15 protein-coding genes are annotated in these 17,977 nt (G+C 70.2%); 9 read left to right on the top strand and 6 right to left on the bottom strand.

Translation table 11 applies throughout. The annotated features are described in order from the left end of the window. Window positions 1-6: 6 nt before the first annotated feature. The 4 genes from ACZ7KF_RS33420 to ACZ7KF_RS33405 form a co-directional block, all read right to left on the bottom strand. Window positions 7-1,038 (bottom strand): ABC transporter ATP-binding protein, encoded by a 1,032-nt coding sequence (locus tag ACZ7KF_RS33420; RefSeq protein WP_471083580.1) that lies wholly within the window; start codon window positions 1,036-1,038, stop codon window positions 7-9. 52 nt (window positions 1,039-1,090) lie between these two features. After that, on the bottom strand, window positions 1,091-2,071 hold the full coding sequence (locus tag ACZ7KF_RS33415) for an ABC transporter permease (protein WP_471083577.1): 981 nt from the start codon (window positions 2,069-2,071) through the stop codon (window positions 1,091-1,093). Window positions 2,072-2,189: 118 nt separating this feature from the next. Next, on the bottom strand, window positions 2,190-3,953 hold the full coding sequence (locus tag ACZ7KF_RS33410) for an ABC transporter substrate-binding protein (protein ID WP_471083574.1): 1,764 nt from the start codon (window positions 3,951-3,953) through the stop codon (window positions 2,190-2,192). 79 nt (window positions 3,954-4,032) lie between these two features. After that, the gene (locus ACZ7KF_RS33405) at window positions 4,033-5,022 is read right to left on the bottom strand and encodes an ABC transporter permease (protein WP_471083571.1); all 990 of its coding nucleotides are present in this window, start codon (window positions 5,020-5,022) and stop codon (window positions 4,033-4,035) included. Between the two features lie 511 nt (window positions 5,023-5,533). On the opposite strand from ACZ7KF_RS33405, the gene ACZ7KF_RS33400 reads away from it, so the two are divergent. From ACZ7KF_RS33400 to ACZ7KF_RS33380, 5 genes are read left to right on the top strand one after another with little or no spacing between them, the layout of a single operon-like run. After that, window positions 5,534-7,168 carry a peptide ABC transporter substrate-binding protein gene (locus ACZ7KF_RS33400; protein ID WP_471083568.1) on the top strand — a complete coding sequence of 545 codons (1,635 nt, stop codon included), beginning with the start codon at window positions 5,534-5,536 and terminating at the stop codon, window positions 7,166-7,168. 6 nt (window positions 7,169-7,174) lie between these two features. Next, window positions 7,175-8,095: an ABC transporter permease gene (locus ACZ7KF_RS33395; protein WP_471083565.1), complete on the top strand. Its 921-nt coding sequence runs from the start codon at window positions 7,175-7,177 to the stop codon at window positions 8,093-8,095. Beyond that, window positions 8,088-9,068 (top strand): ABC transporter permease, encoded by a 981-nt coding sequence (locus tag ACZ7KF_RS33390; protein ID WP_471083562.1) that lies wholly within the window; start codon window positions 8,088-8,090, stop codon window positions 9,066-9,068. The genes ACZ7KF_RS33395 and ACZ7KF_RS33390 overlap by 8 nt, the downstream gene beginning before the upstream one ends. A gap of 7 nt (window positions 9,069-9,075) precedes the next feature. Then, window positions 9,076-10,059 carry an ABC transporter ATP-binding protein gene (locus ACZ7KF_RS33385; protein ID WP_471083559.1) on the top strand — a complete coding sequence of 328 codons (984 nt, stop codon included), beginning with the start codon at window positions 9,076-9,078 and terminating at the stop codon, window positions 10,057-10,059. Further along, entirely contained in the window at window positions 10,043-11,134 is a 1,092-nt protein-coding gene (locus tag ACZ7KF_RS33380) for an ABC transporter ATP-binding protein (RefSeq protein ID WP_471083556.1), read from the top strand. Before ACZ7KF_RS33385 ends, ACZ7KF_RS33380 begins: the two co-directional genes overlap by 17 nt. A gap of 110 nt (window positions 11,135-11,244) precedes the next feature. Here the strand turns inward: ACZ7KF_RS33380 and ACZ7KF_RS33375 are convergent, their stop codons facing one another. Then, window positions 11,245-13,377 (bottom strand): S9 family peptidase, encoded by a 2,133-nt coding sequence (locus tag ACZ7KF_RS33375; RefSeq protein WP_471083553.1) that lies wholly within the window; start codon window positions 13,375-13,377, stop codon window positions 11,245-11,247. A 171-nt stretch (window positions 13,378-13,548) separates the two neighbouring features. Between ACZ7KF_RS33375 and ACZ7KF_RS33370 the strand changes: the two genes are divergently transcribed. Then, on the top strand, window positions 13,549-13,743 hold the full coding sequence (locus ACZ7KF_RS33370; protein ID WP_132853188.1) for a hypothetical protein: 195 nt from the start codon (window positions 13,549-13,551) through the stop codon (window positions 13,741-13,743). 181 nt (window positions 13,744-13,924) lie between these two features. On the opposite strand, the gene ACZ7KF_RS33365 is transcribed toward ACZ7KF_RS33370, so the two are convergent. Then, window positions 13,925-14,083 carry a hypothetical protein gene (locus tag ACZ7KF_RS33365; protein ID WP_471083550.1) on the bottom strand — a complete coding sequence of 53 codons (159 nt, stop codon included), beginning with the start codon at window positions 14,081-14,083 and terminating at the stop codon, window positions 13,925-13,927. Here ACZ7KF_RS33365 and mshB point away from each other — a divergent pair. The 3 genes from mshB (at window position 14,082) to ACZ7KF_RS33350 (ending at window position 17,857) form a co-directional block, all read left to right on the top strand. Then, complete coding sequence (gene mshB, locus ACZ7KF_RS33360; RefSeq protein WP_471083547.1) at window positions 14,082-14,936, top strand: N-acetyl-1-D-myo-inositol-2-amino-2-deoxy-alpha-D-glucopyranoside deacetylase; 855 nt, start codon at window positions 14,082-14,084, stop codon at window positions 14,934-14,936. The genes ACZ7KF_RS33365 and mshB overlap by 2 nt on opposite strands. Continuing rightward, window positions 14,933-15,349, top strand: coding sequence for a DUF6113 family protein (locus ACZ7KF_RS33355; protein WP_471083544.1), 417 nt, complete (start codon window positions 14,933-14,935; stop codon window positions 15,347-15,349). Before mshB ends, ACZ7KF_RS33355 begins: the two co-directional genes overlap by 4 nt. A gap of 153 nt (window positions 15,350-15,502) precedes the next feature. Further along, window positions 15,503-17,857, top strand: coding sequence for a hypothetical protein (locus ACZ7KF_RS33350; RefSeq protein ID WP_471083541.1), 2,355 nt, complete (start codon window positions 15,503-15,505; stop codon window positions 17,855-17,857). The last annotated feature ends 120 nt before the right edge of the window (window positions 17,858-17,977 follow it).

Raw genomic sequence — 17,977 nt, 5'->3', positions numbered from 1 at the left:
CTTACGTCAGTGGGCCGTGGCGGCCGTGTCGAGAAACTCGCGGCGCTGCTCGTCGGTCAGATGGCAGGCGTTTCCGCGACCGTCCACGATCTCCAGCAGCGGGCGCTCCTTCGCGCACCTGCCGCCCTCGACCTTGTCGGCGAAGGCGCAGCGCGGGTGGAAGCGGCAGCCGGACGGCGGGTTCAGCAGCGACGGCGGCGAGCCCGGGATCGGGTTCAGCGGCACGTCGAGCGGGCCCTCCAGGCTCGGCATGGAACCGAGCAGACCGTAGGTGTAGGGGTGCTGCGGGGTGCGCAGCACCTCCGCCTTCGTGCCGCGCTCCACGCACCGGCCGCCGTACATCACCAGCACGTCGTCGGCGATGTCCGCGATCACCCCCAGGTCGTGGGTGATGAAGATGATCGCGGTGCCGAACTCCTGCTGAAGGTCCTTGAGCAGGTCCATGATCTGGGCCTGCACGGTCACGTCGAGCGCGGTGGTCGGCTCGTCGGCGATCAGCAGCTCCGGGTCGCAGACCAGCGCCATGGCGATCATCGCGCGCTGGCGCATACCGCCGGAGAACTCGTGCGGGTAGTTGTCGACCCGGCTGTCCGGCTGCGGGATGCCGACGCGCCTCAGCATCTCGATCGCCCGCGCCCGGGCCTCCTGCTTGGAGGCGCCGGTGTGCTTGCGGTACACCTCGCCGATCTGCGTGCCGATGGTGTGGTACGGCGACAGCGAGGCCAGGGCGTCCTGGAAGATCATCGCCATCTTGTTGCCGCGGAGCTTCTCGAGGGTCTTCTCCGAGGCGCCGTTCAGCTCCTCGCCGTCCAGCTCGATGGAGCCCTCGACCTTGGTGCTGTCCGGGTTGTGCAGGCCCAGGATGGTCAGGTTGGTGACCGACTTGCCGGACCCCGACTCGCCCACGATGCCCAGCGTCTTGCCGCGTACGAGGTCGAAGGACAGGCCGTCGACGGCCTTGACGACGCCGTCCTCGGTCGAGAAGTGCACCTTCAGGTCCTTGATGGACAGGAAGGGCTGCGAATCGGTGCTCGTCACGGGGACGCTCCAGAGGGGGGTGATGCGGGGTAGCTGGTGGTGGAGGGCGGGGTCAGGCGAGCCGGATCCGCGGGTCGATCAGGGCGTAGCAGGCGTCGACGACGATGTTGGCGACCACCACGAACGCGGCCGTGACGATCATGACGCCGAGCAGCATCGGCAGGTCGTTGTTGGTCACCGACTTCACCGCGAGCATGCCGAGGCCCTGGAGGCTGAAGGTCTTCTCGGTGATCATCGCGCCGCCGAGCAGGACGCCCATGTCGATGCCGAAGATGGTGACGATCGGGCCCATCGCGCCGCGCCAGGCGAAGCGGAAGAAGACGTTGCGCCGGGACATGCCCTTGGCGCGGGCCGTGCGGACGTAGTCCTCGCTGAGCGTTTCGACCAGCTGCGAGCGGGTCATACGGGTGTAGTTGGCGGTCCAGATCAGGGCCAGGACCAGCCAGGGGACGAGCAGGCCGGTGAACCAGGCGCCCGGGTTCTCGCTGAAGGGGGTGTACGAGGGCTGCTGCAGCAGGTGCGACTGGTACACGAGGAGGTACAGGGCGACCGGGCCGACGAAGTAGATCTGCATCGACGAGGCGATCAGCGAGGCGGAGCTGGCGATCTTGTCGAGGGCCTTGCCCTGCTTCACCGCGGCGAGCATGCCGGTGCCGATACCGAAGATCAGGAAGACGACCGAGGAACCGATGGCGAGGGAGGCCGTCGTCGGGAAGCGATCCCACACCGTGCCGAGCACGGGCTGGCGGTTGATGAACGAGTAGCCCAGGCACGGGGCGTCGCAGTGCCCGAAGCCCTCGTAGTCCCGTCCCACGAAGATGGCCTCGAGCCAGTGCCAGTACTGGACCGGCAGCGAGTCCGATATCCCCATGTTGTGCCGGATCACGTCGAGCGTCTCCGGCGTGCAGACCTTGCCACAGGCGACACGGGCCGGGTCGCGCGGCACCGCGTAGAAGAGCATGAACGTGATCGCGCTGATGATGACCAGCGTGATCACGGCGCCGATGAACCGGCGGACGAGGAAGCGAAGCATGGGGGTTGGCTTTCCTGGGAGGGCCGTCGTGCGGAACGGGCCGGGCCGGGGTGACCGGGGGCCCGGAGGACGAGCCGAGGGCGGGGCGGCCGGAGCCGCCCCACCTCTCAGGTGTGGATCAGGCCTTGACGTACATCTTGTAGAGCATGCAGCCGTCGAAGTTCGGGTCCATCTTGACGTTGCCGAGCTTCGAGCCGTGCAGGTACAGACGCTTCATGTAGACGTCGGGGATGAAGGCGCCCAGCTCCGTGACCTGCTTGTCCAGGGCGGCCCACATCTTGTTGGCCTTGGTCTGGTCCGTCTCCGCCGTGGCGGCCTTGATGGCCGCGTCGACGTCGGCGTTCTTCAGGTGGCAGTAGTTGGTGCCCTGGTCCACCACGTTGTGGCTGTCGAACAGCGGCTGGAAGACCGAGTAACCGGTCGGCCAGTCCGCGGACCAGCCGCCCCAGTAGATGTCGTACTCGTTGTCGATCTTGCCGATCTGGTCGTACCAGGTGGTGGAGTCGATGCCCTTGGTGACCACGTCGAAGCCGGCCGCCTTCAGGGCGTTCTCGACGACGACCTTGACCTTGGCGTTGATCGGGTCCTGCTGGTAGGCGTAGACGACCTTGGTGCCGAGCTTGCCGGCCTTCTTCAGGACCGCCTTCGCGGCGGCCGGGTCGCCCGCCGGCTTCTTCAGCTTGCCCCAGACGTCCTGCGACTCGTAGCCGGCGACGAGCGGGCTCATGATGCCGGTCGCGTAGTCACCGCGGTGCAGGCCGCCCTGGATGGAGCGGATGCCGGCGGTCGGCCAGGCCTTGATGATGGCCTCGCGGACCTTGATGTCGGTGACGCGGGTCTGGTTGATCCAGTAGACGCTGGTGCCGCTGCTCAGGTCCTCGAAGAGGCGGTCCTTCGCCTTGGCGGTGGCCTGCTGGACCTTCGACTGCGGGACGGTCCGCCAGGACACGGCGTACTGGTCGTTGCCCGAGTCGGCGATCAGCCGGTCGGCGGCGGTCTCCGCCTCGATGCCGAAGCTGAAGTCGAACTCGTCCGGGTAGGCGTTGCGGATCGGGTCCGTCTTCGCGTCCCAGTGCTCGTTGCGGACCAGCACCATCGACTTGTCGGTCTGGTGCGACTTGATCTTGTAGGGGCCGTTCGAGAACGGCTTCCTGTCGTAGTCCTGCTTGGTGTCGTGCTTCACCGGGGTCGGCGCGTACGAGTGCATCGCGAGGACGTAGTTGAAGTCCGGGCGCGCCTCGGCGAGGTGGAAGGTGATGGTCTTCCCGCTCGTCACGATCGACTTGAGGTGCTTGTTGCCCTTGAACGGACCGGGGTACGACTTGCGGTACTCCTGCGAGCCGGTCAGCCAGGTCTGGACGTAGACGGCGCCCTCGGTGACGAAGTTGGCGAAGGCGCGCTCGAAGCCGTGGCGGACGTCGTCGACGGTGACGTCGGAGCCGTCCTCCCACTTGACGCCGTCCTTCAGGGTGAAGGACCAGGTCTTGCCGCCGTCCTTCATGGTGCCCGTGTCGGTGGCGAGGTCGCCGACGAGCGTCATGGAGCCGTCGTCACCGACCTTGTAGCCGGTCAGGGTGCGGGAGAGGACGACCGCCGCCAGCGAGTTCCAGGCGTAGTAGACGCGCTGCGGGTCGAGGTGCGAGAAGTCGTCGTCGTTCAGCAGGTAGACCTTGCCGCCCTTCTTGGCGCCGGAGACCTCCGGAGCCGGGCCCTGCGAGTCCGCCGCCGTGCCGATCTTGACGGTGGTGGTGTGGGCCTTGGCCGCTTCCTGCTTGCCGGTGCCGTTGCTGCTGGAGTTGCCGCTGCTGCACGCGGACAGCACGGAGGTGGAGGCGGCGGCAACGCCGGTGGCTATCAGGAAGTTTCTGCGCGAGAAGGACATCGCATCCTGCCTTGGAGTGAGTTGATGAGAGAAGTCCGGCACCCCGGCGCCTTCGCCGTGGTCCTGAAGTGGGCCGGAGTCAGCGCTTGGTCTTCGGGTCGAGCGCGTCGCGCAGCGAGTCACCGAGGAGGTTGAACGCCAGGACGAAGACGACCATCGTGATGCCGGGGAAGAGCAGGAAGGTGAAGTCGTCCTGGTAGAAGCCGGCGGCGTACCCGATCATGACGCCCCAGTCGGGGGTCGGGTCCTGCATGCCGACGCCGAGGAACGCGAGGCCGGCCTCCGTGGTGACCATCGCGGGCAGCAGCAGCGTGCCCTGGATCAGGATCGGCGTCCACAGGTTGGGCAGCAGTTCCTTGAAGATGATCCGGGCCGGAGAGGCGCCCGTCACCTTCGCGGCCTCGACGAACTCACGCTCGCGCAGGGCCAGTACCTGACCGCGCAGCAGTCGGGCGATGGAGGCCCAGCCGAACGCCACCAGCAGGGTGATCAGGGAGATCACGACGATCGAGGTGGGCGTGTCCTCGTTGCTCGCCACGAAGAGGTTGAGGATCACCGGCGTGAACGCCACGAAGAACAGCTGCTGCGGGAAGGCGAGCAGGATGTCGATGACCCGGCCGAGGAGCCAGTCCGTCTTGCCGCCGATGTAACCGGCGGTGACACCGATCACCACACCGACGATCATGACGAGGATCGTGATGGCCGTGGAGATCAGCAGCGAGTTGCGGATCGCGTACAGCAGGAAGGTGAAGACGTCACGGCCGAGCTGCGGGTCGATGCCGAACCAGAAGTCGCCGTCGATGCCGCCGTTCGGCTTCGCCGGAAGGCCGTTGTCGCCCAGCAGGCCGGGCGTGTTGAGCCCGTACGTCGTGTACGGGTCCTTGCCGTACAGCTTCGCTATGAGCGGCGCGGCGAGGCCGACCACGAAGAAGGCGATCACGATGACCGCCGAGATGACGCCCGTACGGTCCCGCTTGAAACGAAGCCAAGCCAGCTGTCCGGGGGACCTGCTCTCACTGCCCTTCGAGCCGTCCGAAGTGGTCGACTTCTCGACGGTCTCGTCGGTCACCTCAAGCGGGGCAGCCGCAGATGGAGTTGGGGGGGTCATGGTGCTCCTGGCCCAAGGGAGGGTCTGATGACTCCGCAGGGCGCTCCCCTACGGGCTACGCCGGACTTTTTCAACGCAATTCATTCAAGGTCAATAAATTCTCGACCGCCTTGGTTGTCTCTTTACCTTCTTTACTCGGCGTTGACCATTCTGTAGCTACGCGGGTAGCGCCCCGTAATCAATCCGTGCTTCACATCGGACTAATTGCGCGAATCGGGCAAGGAGTTCGATATGCGGACGGTGGAGTGTCGAAATGCGTACATCGGAACGGCCCAATCCAACGTTTCGGCATCGTTACGCGAAGATCTATTGCGCTTGTCACCCAAGATCATCCGAGTGGCGGTGGGGTGCTGCCTGCATTCGGATGACGTGTCCCTCTAAAGGCGGCTCAATCGGGCTGTGCCCTAGCGTTATGCGCGGTATGTGTCGATATCGACCGGCAAGCGCCCGAGGCTCACGGAGGAGGCACGCCATGCGTCGCATCGCGCACGCTCGCTGGGCCGCCGGTGCGGTCGCGACGGCGCTCGCGGTCACGTCCTGCGGGGGCGGATGGGGCTGGGGCGGCGGCGGTGGCAACGGGGGCGCCGTGCTCAGTTCCTCCTGGGGCGATCCGCAGAACCCGCTCGAACCGGCGAACACCAACGAGGTGCAGGGCGGCAAGGTCCTCGACATGATCTTCCGCGGGCTGAAGAAGTACGACCCGAGGACCGGCAGGGCCCAGGACTGGCTGGCCCGGTCCATCGTCACCCGGGACTCGCGGCACTTCACCGTCAGGATCAAGGACGGCTGGACCTTCTCCGACGGAGAGAGGGTCACCGCCCGGTCCTTCGTCGACGCCTGGAACTACGGGGCGAGCCTGCGCAACAACCAGAAGAACGCCTACTTCTTCGGCTACATCGACGGCTACGACGAGGTCCATCCCGACAGCGGCGCCCAGCGCGCCGACACGCTGTCAGGACTGAAGGTCGTCGACGACCGCACCTTCACCGTCACCCTGAACCAGAAGTTCTCCGGCTTCCCCGACACCCTCGGCTACGCGGCCTTCGCCCCGCTGCCCCGCGTGTTCTTCACCGACCACGCGGCCTGGGTCCGGAAGCCCGTCGGCAACGGCCCGTACACCATCGCCTCCTACACCAAGGGCGCGCAGATGTACCTCAGGAAGTGGGACGGCTACCCGGGGCCGGACAAAGCGCGCAACGACGGCGTGACCCTTCTGGTCTACACCGACAGCAACACCGCCTACACCGACCTCCTGGCCGGCAACCTCGACCTCGTCGACGACATCCCCGCCGCGCAGCTGAAGAACGTCAGGGGAGATCTCGGCGGCCGGTACATCAACGCCCCCGCCGGCATCATCCAGACCCTCGCCTTCCCGTACTACGACAAGGCCTGGAACCGGCCCGGAGCGGAGAAGGTCCGCACCGGTCTGTCCATGGCGATCAACCGCAGGCAGATCACCGACACGATCTTCCGGAAGACCCGGACCCCGGCCACCGACTGGACCTCCCCGGTCCTCGGCGCGGACGGCGGCTTCAAGGCCGGCCTGTGCGGCAGGGCGTGCGACTACGACCCCGCCCGGGCGAAGGAGCTGATCCAGGAAGGCGGCGGGATCCCCGGCGGCCGGCTCAGGATCACGTACAACGCGGACAGCGGCTCGCACAGGGAGTGGATCGACGCGGTGTGCAACTCCATCAACAACGCGCTCGGCGACGACAGGGCCTGCGTCGGCAACCCGGTCGGCACCTTCGCCGACTTCCGCAACCGGATCGGGCAGCGCAAGATGACCGGTCCGTTCCGGGCGGGCTGGCAGATGGACTACCCGCTCATCCAGAACTTCCTCCAGCCGCTCTACTACACGGGCGCCTCCTCCAACGACGGCAAGTGGTCCAACCCCGACTTCGACCGGCTCGTGGACCGGGCCAACGCCGAGACGCGCACCGCCAGGTCGGTCGCCGTCTTCCAGGAGGCCGAGAAGGTCGTCCGGGACAACATGGCGGCCATCCCGCTCTGGTACCAGAACGGCAGCGCCGGCTACTCCGACCGGCTGTCCGACGTGGCGCTCAACCCGTTCAGCGTCCCCGTCTACAACGAGATCAAGGTCGGCTGAGCCGCCATGGGCCGCTACGTCGTCCGGCGACTGCTCCAGATGATCCCGGTGTTCGTCGGGGCCACGATGCTGATCTTCCTGATGGTGAACGTCATGGGTGATCCCGTCGCCGGTCTGTGCGGGGAGCAGTCCTGCGACCCGGCGACGGCCGCCCAGCTGAAGAGGGAGTTCGGCCTCGACAAGCCGCTGTGGCAGCAATACCTCACCTACATGGGGAACGTCTTCACCGGCGACTTCGGCACGGCGTTCAACGGGCAGCCGGTCACCGAGCTGATGGCGACGGCGTTCCCCGTCACCATCCGGCTGACCATCGTGGCCGTCTTCTTCGAGATCGTCATCGGCATCACGCTGGGAGTCGTCACCGGACTGCGGCGCGGCCGGCCCGTCGACTCCGGGGTGCTGCTGGCCACCCTGGTCGTGATCTCCGTCCCGACCTTCGTCACCGGTCTGCTGCTGCAACTGCTGCTCGGCATCACATGGCACTGGATCAGACCCTCGGTGCGCTACGGCACCTTCGACGAACTGATCGTGCCCGGCCTGGTCCTCGCCTCCGTCTCGCTCGCCTACGTCACCCGGCTGACCCGCACCTCCATCGCCGAGAACAAGCGGTCCGACTACGTCCGCACGGCCATCGCCAAGGGCCTGCCCCGGCACCGGGTCGTCACCCGGCACCTGCTGCGCAACTCGCTCATCCCCGTGGTCACCTTCATCGGCACCGACATCGGCGCGCTGATGGGCGGCGCGATCGTCACCGAGCGGATCTTCAACATCCACGGCGTCGGCTACCAGCTCTACCAGGGCATCCTGCGCCAGAACACCCAGACCGTCGTGGGCTTCGTGACCGTGCTCGTCCTCGTCTTCCTGGTCGCCAACCTCCTCGTCGACCTGCTGTACGCCGTACTCGACCCGAGGATCCGCTATGCCTGAGCAGCCGTACGAGCCCGAGCGCGCGATCGCCGGCACCGGCATGGGCGGCGCGATGGACCTCGGCGCGAGCGAGGCGGCCACGCTGGAGCCGGCGCCGGCGGGACCGCGGATCACCGAGCCGGCCGGCAAGCCCCGCTCGCTGTGGTCCGACGCCTGGCACGACCTGCGCCGCAACCCGGTCTTCCTGCTCTCCGCCCTGGTCATCCTCTTCCTGGTCTTCATCTCGCTGTGGCCCTCGGCGATCGCCTCCGGCAGCCCCCTGACCTGCGATCTGGCCAAGGCCCAGGACGGCCCGGCACCGGGCGCCCCGTTCGGGTACGACGGCCAGGGCTGCAACGTGTACACGCGCACCGTCTACGGTGCCCGTGCGTCCGTCACGGTCGGCCTGTGCGCCACGCTCGGGGTGGCTCTGCTGGGTTCGGTGCTCGGCGGTCTCGCGGGCTACTACGGCGGCGTCTGGGACTCCGTGCTGTCCCGGCTCACCGACATCTTCTTCGCCATCCCGGTCGTCCTCGGCGGTCTCGTCCTCCTCTCCGTCGTGACCAGCAATACGGTCTGGCCGGTCATCGGGTTCATGGTGCTGCTCGGCTGGCCGCAGATCTCCCGGATCGCGCGCGGCTCCGTCATCACCGCCAAGCAGAACGACTACGTCCAGGCCGCCCGCGCCCTCGGCGCCTCGGACGCCCGCATCCTGCTCCGGCACATCGCCCCGAACGCCGTGGCGCCCGTGATCGTCGTCGCGACCATCGCGCTCGGCACCTACATCGCCCTGGAGGCGACCCTGTCCTACCTCGGCGTCGGCCTCAAACCGCCCAGCGTCTCCTGGGGCATCGACATCTCCGCCGCCTCCCCCTACGTCCGCAACGCCCCGCACGCCCTGCTGTGGCCCTCGGGCGCCCTCGCCCTCACGGTCCTGGCCTTCATCATGCTCGGCGACGCGGTCCGCGACGCCCTCGACCCGAAGCTGAGGTGACGCGGCGGTGCTGCTCGACGTGCGGGATCTGCGGGTGGAATTCCGGACCCGGGACGGGGTCGCGAACGCCGTCAACGGGGTCAGCTACCACGTCGACGCGGGGGAGACGCTGGCCGTGCTCGGCGAGTCCGGGTCGGGGAAGTCCGTCACCGCGCAGGCCGTCATGGGCATCCTGGACACGCCGCCGGGCCGGATCACCGGCGGGCGGATCCTGTTCCGGGGGCAGGACCTGCTGAAGCTGAAGGAGGAGGAGCGCCGCAGGATCCGGGGCACCGGGATGGCGATGATCTTCCAGGACGCGCTGTCGGCCCTCAACCCCGTCATGACCGTGGGGGACCAACTGGGGGAGATGTTCGTCGTCCACCGGGGGATGTCGAGGAAGGCCGCGCGGGCCAGGGCCGTGGAGCTGATGGACCGGGTGCGCATCCCGGCGGCGGCCCAGCGCGTGCGGGACCACCCCCACCAGTTCTCCGGCGGCATGCGCCAGCGCATCATGATCGCCATGGCGCTGGCCCTGGAGCCGGCGCTCGTCATCGCCGACGAGCCGACCACCGCCCTGGACGTCACCGTCCAGGCCCAGGTCATGGACCTGCTCGCGGACTTGCAGCGCGAGTACCGCATGGGCCTGATCCTGATCACCCACGACCTGGGTGTCGTCGCGGACGTCGCCGACCGGATCGTGGTGATGTACGCGGGCAGGATCGTCGAGTCCGCGCCGGTGCACGACATCTACCGGGCGCCGGCCCATCCCTACACCCGCGGGCTGCTGGACTCCGTGCCCCGCCTGGACCTGAAGGGACGGCAGCTGTCCGCCATCAAGGGCCTCCCGCCGAACCTCGTGCACATCCCGCCGGGCTGCTCCTTCCACCCCCGCTGCCCGCTGGCCCAGGACGTGTGCCGCACCGACGAACCCCCGCTGTACGAGGTGTCCGACGGCCGGGGCAGCGCCTGCCACTTCTGGAGGGAGTGCCTGCATGGCGTCGACCGGTGAGCCGATCCTGGAGGCCGACGGCCTCGTCAAGCACTATCCGCTGACGCGGGGCGTCCTCTTCAAGAAGCAGGTCGGCGCGGTGAAGGCGGTCGACGGCGTCGACTTCACGCTCGGCCGCGGCGAGACCCTCGGCATCGTGGGGGAGTCGGGCTGCGGCAAGTCGACGGTGGCGAAGCTGCTCTGCAGTCTGGAGCGGCCTACGGCGGGGTCCATCCGGTTCAAGGGCGAGGACATCACCCGGCTGTCGGGCCGCGCTCTGAAAGCCGTGCGCCGCAACATCCAGATGGTCTTCCAGGATCCGTACACCTCCCTCAACCCCCGGATGACGGTCGGCGACATCGTGGGGGAGCCGTACGAGATCCACCCCGAGGCGGCCCCGAAGGGCGACCGGCGCCGCAGGGTGCGGGAGCTGCTGGACGTGGTCGGACTCGACCCGGAGTACGTCAACCGCTATCCCCACCAGTTCTCCGGCGGCCAGCGCCAGCGCATCGGCATCGCCCGGGGCCTCGCGCTGCGCCCCGAGGTCATCGTCGCCGACGAACCGGTGTCCGCGCTCGACGTCTCGGTCCAGGCGCAGGTCATCAACCTGCTGGACCGGCTCCAGTCGGAGTTCGACCTGTCGTACGTGTTCATCGCGCACGACCTGTCGATCGTGCGGCACATCTCGGACCGGGTCGGGGTCATGTACCTGGGGCGGATCGTGGAGATCGGGCGGGACGCCGAGATCTACGACCACCCGACCCACCCCTACACCCAGGCCCTGCTCTCCGCCGTGCCCGTGCCCGACCCCGCGGCCCGGGAGCGCCGCGAGCGGATCATCCTCACCGGTGACGTGCCCTCGCCGACCAACATCCCCTCGGGCTGCCGCTTCCGCACCCGCTGCTGGAAGGCGCAGCGGCGCTGCGCCGAGGAGGTCCCGGTCCTGGCGGTCCCCGCGGTCTTCCGGGACGCCTCCGGCCCCGCGGCTCACGCCTCCGCGTGCCACTTCGCGGAGGAGGCGCTGCCGGCCGGGCGTTCGGCGCCGGGGGCGGTGCCGCCGGAGGCGACCCGGGGGAACGGCAACGGGCCGGGGTGACATGGCGCACCCCGGCCCGTTCACGGCACCCGCACGGCCGTACGCTGATCAGCCTCCCGTGTCCGTATATCGGTATCGCTTCCGTGAAGTTGCCTGTGCGTTAACGCAGTTCACGGGCGCCCGTCCGGCTGGGGGAGGGAGCGCCGGAGGAAGTCCAGCTGCAACCGGAGCAGGTTCTCGGCGACCGTCTCCTGCGGGGTCATGTGGGTCACCCCGGACAGGGGCAGGACCTCGTGCGGGCGGCCGGCGGCCAGCAGGGCGGAGGACAGCCGCAGGGAGTGGGCGACGACCACGTTGTCGTCCGCCAGCCCGTGGATGACCATCATCGGGCGGTGCGGCTCGGCCGCGTCGACCAGACCCGCGTCGTCGATCACCGAGTTGCGGCGGTAGCTCTCCGGCTGCTCGCGCGGGTCGCCGAGGTAGCGCTCCTGGTAGTGGGTGTCGTACAGCCGCAGGTCGGTCACGGGCGCGCCGACCACCGCCGCGTGGAAGACGTCCGGGCGGCGCAGCACCGCGAGTGCCGCCAGATAGCCGCCGAAGGACCAGCCCCGGATCGCCACCCGGTCCAGGTCCAGCGGGTACCGCTCGGCGAGCGCGTGCAGCGCGTCGACCTGGTCCTGGAGCACCACGGCCGCCACGTCGTCCCGGATCGCCTTCTCCCAGGCCGGCGAGTGGCCCGGGGTGCCCCGGCCGTCGGCGACGACGACGGCGAAGCCCTGGTCGGCGAACCACTGGGAGGTGAGGTGGGCGTTGTGCGCGGCGACCACCCGCTGGCCGTGCGGACCGCCGTAGGGGTCCAGGAGAACCGGCAGGGGAGTGTCACCGGGGTAGTCCCGCGGCATAAGCACGGCGCACGGAATTTTGCGTGCGCCCCCCTGAGTGAGGGTCACGCGTGGGGACAAACCAGGATCTTCGGCGTACGAGCGGACAGTGGCCGCCGGTTTTCCGTCACACAGCACCTGGACCCGGGCGCCCGGCCGGTCCAGCGCCGCGGAGGCGAGCACGGTCACGTTCCCGGAGCGCACCGCCGTGTGCACGCCGGGGTCCTGGGACAGCCGTTCCATGCCGAGTTCGTTCACCCGGTACACATGGACTTCGCCAATTTCCGGCGCCTCGACCTCCGGCCCCGCGGAGGCGGAAACCAGTACGTCGTCCGCTCCCACGTCCAGGACCGCACGAATGTGCAACTGACCGCTGGTCAGGGCCCGTTCGCCGACCGTCAGAACCCGTGCGCCCCCCTCGTCCGCGACCCGGACAAGCTGCCCGGAGGGGCTCCAGCAGGGCACACCGGCGAACAGTTCCAGCCAACTTGGATCTTCATCGGCGTGGACCATCCGCGTGGCCCCCGTGTCCGGGTCCACCGCCAGGAACAGCTGGCTGCGCTGATCCCGCGCCTGCACCAGAATCAGCGGCGCACCCGCCTCTGACCAGTGCACACGCGCCAGATACGGGTAGCGGGCACGGTCCCATGCGACCTCCGTGCGCTCCCCGTCGAGGCCGATGACGAAGAGTCGTACGTCCGCGTTCGGTGTGCCCGCGGCGGGGTACCCGACGTTACTTGGCTCACGCTCCGGGTGGGCCGGATCCGCGATCCACCACCGCTGCACCGGCGTGTCGTCCACGCGCGCCACGAGCAGCCGGTCCGACCGCGGAGCCCACCAGAAGCCCCGCGAACGCCCCATCTCCTCGGCCGCGATGAACTCCGCGAGACCGTAGGTGATCTCCGCCGACTCCGGCTCGGCCAGCGCCCTGTCGCCGTCCCCCTCGGCACCCACCACCCGCAGCGCGCGCCCGGCGACGTACGCGACGTGCCGTCCGTCGGGGGACGGACGCGGGTCGACCACCGGCCCGGGGACGGGGAGTTCGCGCGCCGTACCGGCCCGCAGCTCCGCCGTGAAAAGCCGCCCTGACAAGGCGAAAGCCGCCAACTCCACGGCGCTGTCGGTGGCATGGCCGACGATGCCGGCACCGCCCTCGCGGCTGCGCTCGCGGCGCGCCCGCTCCTCGGCCGAGAGCTCTTCGGAGGCGCCTTGCAGGAGCACGCGCGGATCGGCCGCGAGCCGTTCCGTGCCGTCCGGAAGATCGAGTACCCACAGGGAGTTGGCCCGGTCGGTGCCGGAGCCGGAACGCAGGAACGCGACACGCGAGCCGTCGGGCGCCACGGTGAACGCACGCGGCGCGCCGAGCGTGAACCGCTGGGTCCGGGCGTGCCGACGGGGGAAGGAGTCAGCCTCGGTCGTCATACCCCGACCATATTGGCCATGCGCCCCCTTGTGCGGCTGTGCGCCGACCGATGCGCGAGTACGGATAGTTATGATCACTACCGCAGAGTGGGTATGAACCTGCTGGCTCCTGCATGGATTTGCTCAACTGATCAGAACCCGCGTCCCTGGGATCTTTGGAGGTGAGCCGCCGTGGCACTCTCGATTTCGGCGGTGGTGCTGCTGGCGATCATCGTCTTCCTGCTGGTCAAGAAGTCAGGGTTGAAGGGCGGCCATGCGGTCGTCTGCATCCTCCTCGGCTTCTATCTCGCCTCCTCGACCGTCGCTCCCACGATCAGCGAGCTGACGACCAACGTCGCCAGCATGATCGGCAGCATCAAGTTCTGACGGCCGCGTGGGCGACGGCCCCTGGTCGGCCGGCGTCCTGGTCCCGGAGTCGACCGGTAGGCGCAACGCTGCTTCCGGCTGCCCGCGTGCGTGAGCGGTACCGGTCCTGGAACAAGAGGGCCGGAGGGCGGCGGGTGGCCGAGCGGGGCGCGGCCGGACGGCTCCGGGACCCAGGGGGCCGTCACTGCGCCGTCCCTCTGCGGCCCCCCTCACCCGAGCGGGCGGGCATGCGCGACCACCCGCTGCCCGGCATCCCCTTCTTCGCGATCTTCGCGCCCCCGGGACCGGCGTCCGGCCGGGGTTCGGCGAACCGCCCGGCCGCCTCATAGGCTGACCCCATGACGGAACTCCCTGCCCGGCGTCTGCTCCTGGTGCACGCGCACCCGGACGACGAGTCGATCAACAACGGCGCCACCATGGCCAGGTACGCGGCCGAGGGTGCCCACGTGACCCTGGTCACCTGCACCCTGGGGGAGCGGGGCGAGGTCATTCCGCCGGAGCTGAGGCACCTGACGGGCCCCGCGCTCGGTGCGCACCGGCGCGGCGAGCTGGGCGCGGCCCTGGCCGCGCTCGGGGTCACGGACGGCCGGCTGCTCGGCGGCGCCGGGCGGTACGGCGACTCCGGGATGACGGGCCTGGCCGACAACGACGACCCCGGCTGCTTCTGGCAGGCCGACGTCGACGCCGCCGCCGGCCTGCTCGCCGAGGTGATCCTGGAGGTCCGGCCGCAGGTCCTCGTGACGTACGACGACAACGGCGGCTACGGCCATCCGGACCACGTCCAGGCCCACCGCGTCGCCATGCGCGCGGTCGAACTCGCCGCCGAACAGGGTCACCGGATCGCCAAGGTGTACTGGAACCGCGTCCCGCGCTCCGTCGCCGAAGCCGCCTTCGCCCGCCTCCAGGACGAGCTGACCGCACTGCCGTTCGGCAAGAGCGCCGCCGTGGACGACGTACCGGGCGTCGTCGACGACGAGCGGATCACCACCACGATCGACGGCACCGCGTACGCCGCCGCCAAGGCCGCCGCGATGCGTGCCCACGCCACCCAGATCGAGGTGGCCGAGCCGTACTTCGCGCTCTCCAACGAACTCGCCCAGCCGCTGTTCACCACCGAGTACTACGAACTGGTGCGCGGCACGGGACAGCGCGGGGAGACCGACCTGTTCGCCGGCGTCGAGGGGGCGTCATGAGCAACGGCGGACCGGGTTCGCTGCTCGCCCAGCCGCTGCGCCCGCCCTCCGCGGGACGGGCCGCCGCCCATGTCGGCCTGTTCCTGCTCGGTGCGGTCGTGGGCCTCGCCGGAACCCTGGTGCAGGCCGCCTGGTTCCCGGGCGGGCTGCTGCTCGCCCTCGCGGGCGCCGCCGGGCTCTTCCGCGGCGGGTCGTACGCCACCGCGAGCCGCAGCGGCGCGGTCGCGCCGGCCGCGGGCTGGATCGTGGCCGTCATCCTGCTCACCACCACGCGGCCGGAAGGCGATTTCCTGTTCGGCGCGGGCGGCGCTTCCTATCTCTTCCTGCTCGGCGGCATGGCCCTGGCTGTGATCTGCGCCACCGTTGGCGCGGGACGGCAACCCGGCGGGGCCCCCGCCCGACTTGGCAAGTGACGTACCACTTCGCCGTGCGGCGCACGTGCGAGTCCGGTGTGGGTTTCCTCAGCGGTCACGGGATACGCGCCAGATGTGGCCAGTATGGTGGTGCGCGCCGCCGAGTCGCCCCCAGGTCGTAACGGGCGGTGGAGCCAACTGGGAGAACCTGCCTTGAGTCGTGAAACTGACACTCCGTCCACCGGGCCCAACGGGCGCGGCGGAACCGCGTACCCCTCCGGCACACCGCCGTACGGGACCCCCATGGCTTCCGACGACAGTGCCGACGCGGGCCGTCCGGGCACGCGACCGGACGAGAAGAAGACCGAGACCACGCTGACGACCCGGATCCGGATCAACATCCCCGGATCCCGGCCGATCCCGCCGGTCGTCGTGCGCACGCCCGTCGGCGAGGGCGAGGGCGCCGCGGACGAGGCGCCCGCCGCCGAGCCGCGGCCCACGGCCGACCGGACACCCGCCGGACCCGCGGAGGCCCCGGCCGAGCCCGCGGCCCAGACGGAGGAGAAGCCCAGCGACTGGTTCGCGCCCCGCAAGTCCGGCGCCCCCAAGGGCGGTCCGGGCGGCGGCGGCACGAACGGGGCCGGGATCCCCGGGGGTTCCGGCGCGGCCGCCCCCCGTGCGGGTGGTCCGGGTGCGTCCGGCGCGACCGGTACCCCCGGTGCGCGCCCCGGCGGCGGCCGTCCCGGCGGTGTCGTCGGCTCCATGAGCGTGCCGGGCGGCTCCCGCCCCGGCGGCACGACCGGCAAGGGCCTGCCCGGCGCCACCGGCGGCCCCGTCGCCCCGGGACACGGCGGCGGCACCGGCTCCTTCGACGTGACCGAGGCGCTGACCGCGGGCCCCCTGGGCGGCGGCTCCCGCCCCGGCTCCGGCGCACCCGGTGAGCCCCGCCGGGACGACCTGCCGTACTTCTCGGAGAACACCTCGGAGAACGTCGCGCCGAACGTCCCCGGCAACGGCGGCCGGGACGGCTTCGGCGCCGGTGCGGCGGGCATCGACGGACGCGACGGTTACGGCGGTGCCACGGGCGGTGCCCACGGCGGCCCCGGCGGCGCCAGCGGTTTCAACGGACCCGGCGGACCCGGCGGCCCGGGCGGCCCGCAGGGCCCGGCCGGCCCCACCGTCGGCCCCGTCACCGGCGACGGCACCCTCGTCCCGCCGGCCTCCGCCGGCGGCCGGGGCCTGGAGCCGGGCGAACCCTTCGACGGCCCCGCGGGCACCGGCCTCGGCGGCCGGAGCACGCCCCCGGCCCGCAGCGCCCTCGCCGACCTCGACGGGCCCACCGGCCTCGGCGGCCCCGGCCGGCCCGGAGCGGGCCCCGGCGGCGGCCTCAGCGACGACACCGCGATCCTCACCCCGCAGAAGCCGGCCCCGGAACCGGGCACGCCCGGCTACCGCTCCCCGGCCGCCGACAACGTCTCCGGACACACCGTCACCAGCGGTATCCCGGTCGTCCCGGGCGCCGGCAAGTCCCCGTTCGGCGCCCACGGCGACGGCCCGGCGACAGCGCCCGCGGCCCCCAAGCCCCAGCCGGCCCCCGCGCCCAAGGCGGCGGCCAAGCCGAAGAAGAAGGGCCGCAGCAAGCTGATGCTGCTCGCCGTCGGCGTGGTCGTCGTCGCGGGCGGTGCCTACGGCGCCGGGCTGCTGATGAACCACACCGACGTGCCCAAGGGCACCACCGTGCTCGGCGTCGACATCGGCGGCGGCACCCGCGACGACGCCGTCAAGAAGCTGGACGACGCCTTCGGCAGCCGGGTGAACAAGCCCCTGAAGCTGGCGGTGGGCGGCAAGACGGTCGCCCTCACGCCGGAGAACGCCGGTCTCCAGTTCGACTACCAGGCCACGGTGAGCGAGGCCGCGAAGAGCGACTACAACCCGGTCCACGTGGTCGGCTCGCTCTTCGGGCAGAAGCGCGTGGTGGAGCCGGTCATGCCGGTGGACGAGGAGAAGCTGCAGGCCGCCCTCCAGCAGGCCGGCGGCGGCTCCGGCTCGGTCACCGACGGAACCATCGACTTCAGTTCCGGCAAGGCGGTGGCCGTCTACGGCAAGGCGGGCAAGGCCATCGACGCCGCCCAGTCCACCCACGCCGTCGAACAGGCCTACCGCACGCTGGTGGAGACGGGCAGCCCGAACCCGGTCACCGTGCCGACCACCACCAAGCAGCCGACGGTCTCGAACGCCGAGGTCGACCGGATGATGAAGGACTTCGCGAAGCCCGCGATGTCGGACAGGGTGACCGTGCAGACGGACCCGGCCCACTCGATCCCGCTGAGCCCGCAGAACTCGCTGAGGAAGTTCCTCAAGGTCACGGCCGTCGACGGCAAGCTGGTCGACAAGCCCGACCTGAACGCCCTGGAGCAGCTGTACGGCCAGACCTTCGACGGGGTGCTCATCACCCGCGGCAACGGCAAGAAGACCCCGGTGACCCCGCAGGACGTCTACGCGGCCCTGCGCCCGGCCCTGATGAGCAAGACCAACCGGGTCGGCGTCATCGACATCAACCCCAGCTAGCCGCAGCCGTGGCCGTGCCGGGGGCGCCCTCGCCAGGGGGCGCCCCCGCGGCGTGTCCGTCACCCGATCGGCATGACATCTGTCATCCGGCGGTCGGGACCGCCGACACTGCCGGGCCCG

The sequence above is a fragment of the Streptomyces sp. NPDC038200 genome, from assembly GCF_055600785.1.
The sequence above is the reverse complement of the archived record's forward strand: the minus strand, read 5'-3'. Positions and strand labels throughout refer to the sequence as shown.

Bases quoted from the DNA above. Each gene is read 5' to 3' on its own strand.
- ACZ7KF_RS33415 (WP_471083577.1), bottom strand. From the start codon at position 2,071: ATGCTTCGCTTCCTCGTCCGCCGGTTCATCGGCGCCGTGATCACGCTG.
- ACZ7KF_RS33410 (WP_471083574.1), bottom strand. From the start codon at position 3,953: ATGTCCTTCTCGCGCAGAAACTTCCTGATAGCCACCGGCGTTGCCGCC.
- ACZ7KF_RS33400 (WP_471083568.1), top strand. From the start codon at position 5,534: ATGCGTCGCATCGCGCACGCTCGCTGGGCCGCCGGTGCGGTCGCGACG.
- ACZ7KF_RS33395 (WP_471083565.1), top strand. From the start codon at position 7,175: ATGGGCCGCTACGTCGTCCGGCGACTGCTCCAGATGATCCCGGTGTTC.
- ACZ7KF_RS33390 (WP_471083562.1), top strand. From the start codon at position 8,088: ATGCCTGAGCAGCCGTACGAGCCCGAGCGCGCGATCGCCGGCACCGGC.
- ACZ7KF_RS33380 (WP_471083556.1), top strand. From the start codon at position 10,043: ATGGCGTCGACCGGTGAGCCGATCCTGGAGGCCGACGGCCTCGTCAAG.
- ACZ7KF_RS33375 (WP_471083553.1), bottom strand. From the start codon at position 13,377: ATGACGACCGAGGCTGACTCCTTCCCCCGTCGGCACGCCCGGACCCAG.
- mshB (WP_471083547.1), top strand. From the start codon at position 14,082: ATGACGGAACTCCCTGCCCGGCGTCTGCTCCTGGTGCACGCGCACCCG.
- ACZ7KF_RS33365 (WP_471083550.1), bottom strand. From the start codon at position 14,083: ATGGGGTCAGCCTATGAGGCGGCCGGGCGGTTCGCCGAACCCCGGCCG.
- ACZ7KF_RS33355 (WP_471083544.1), top strand. From the start codon at position 14,933: ATGAGCAACGGCGGACCGGGTTCGCTGCTCGCCCAGCCGCTGCGCCCG.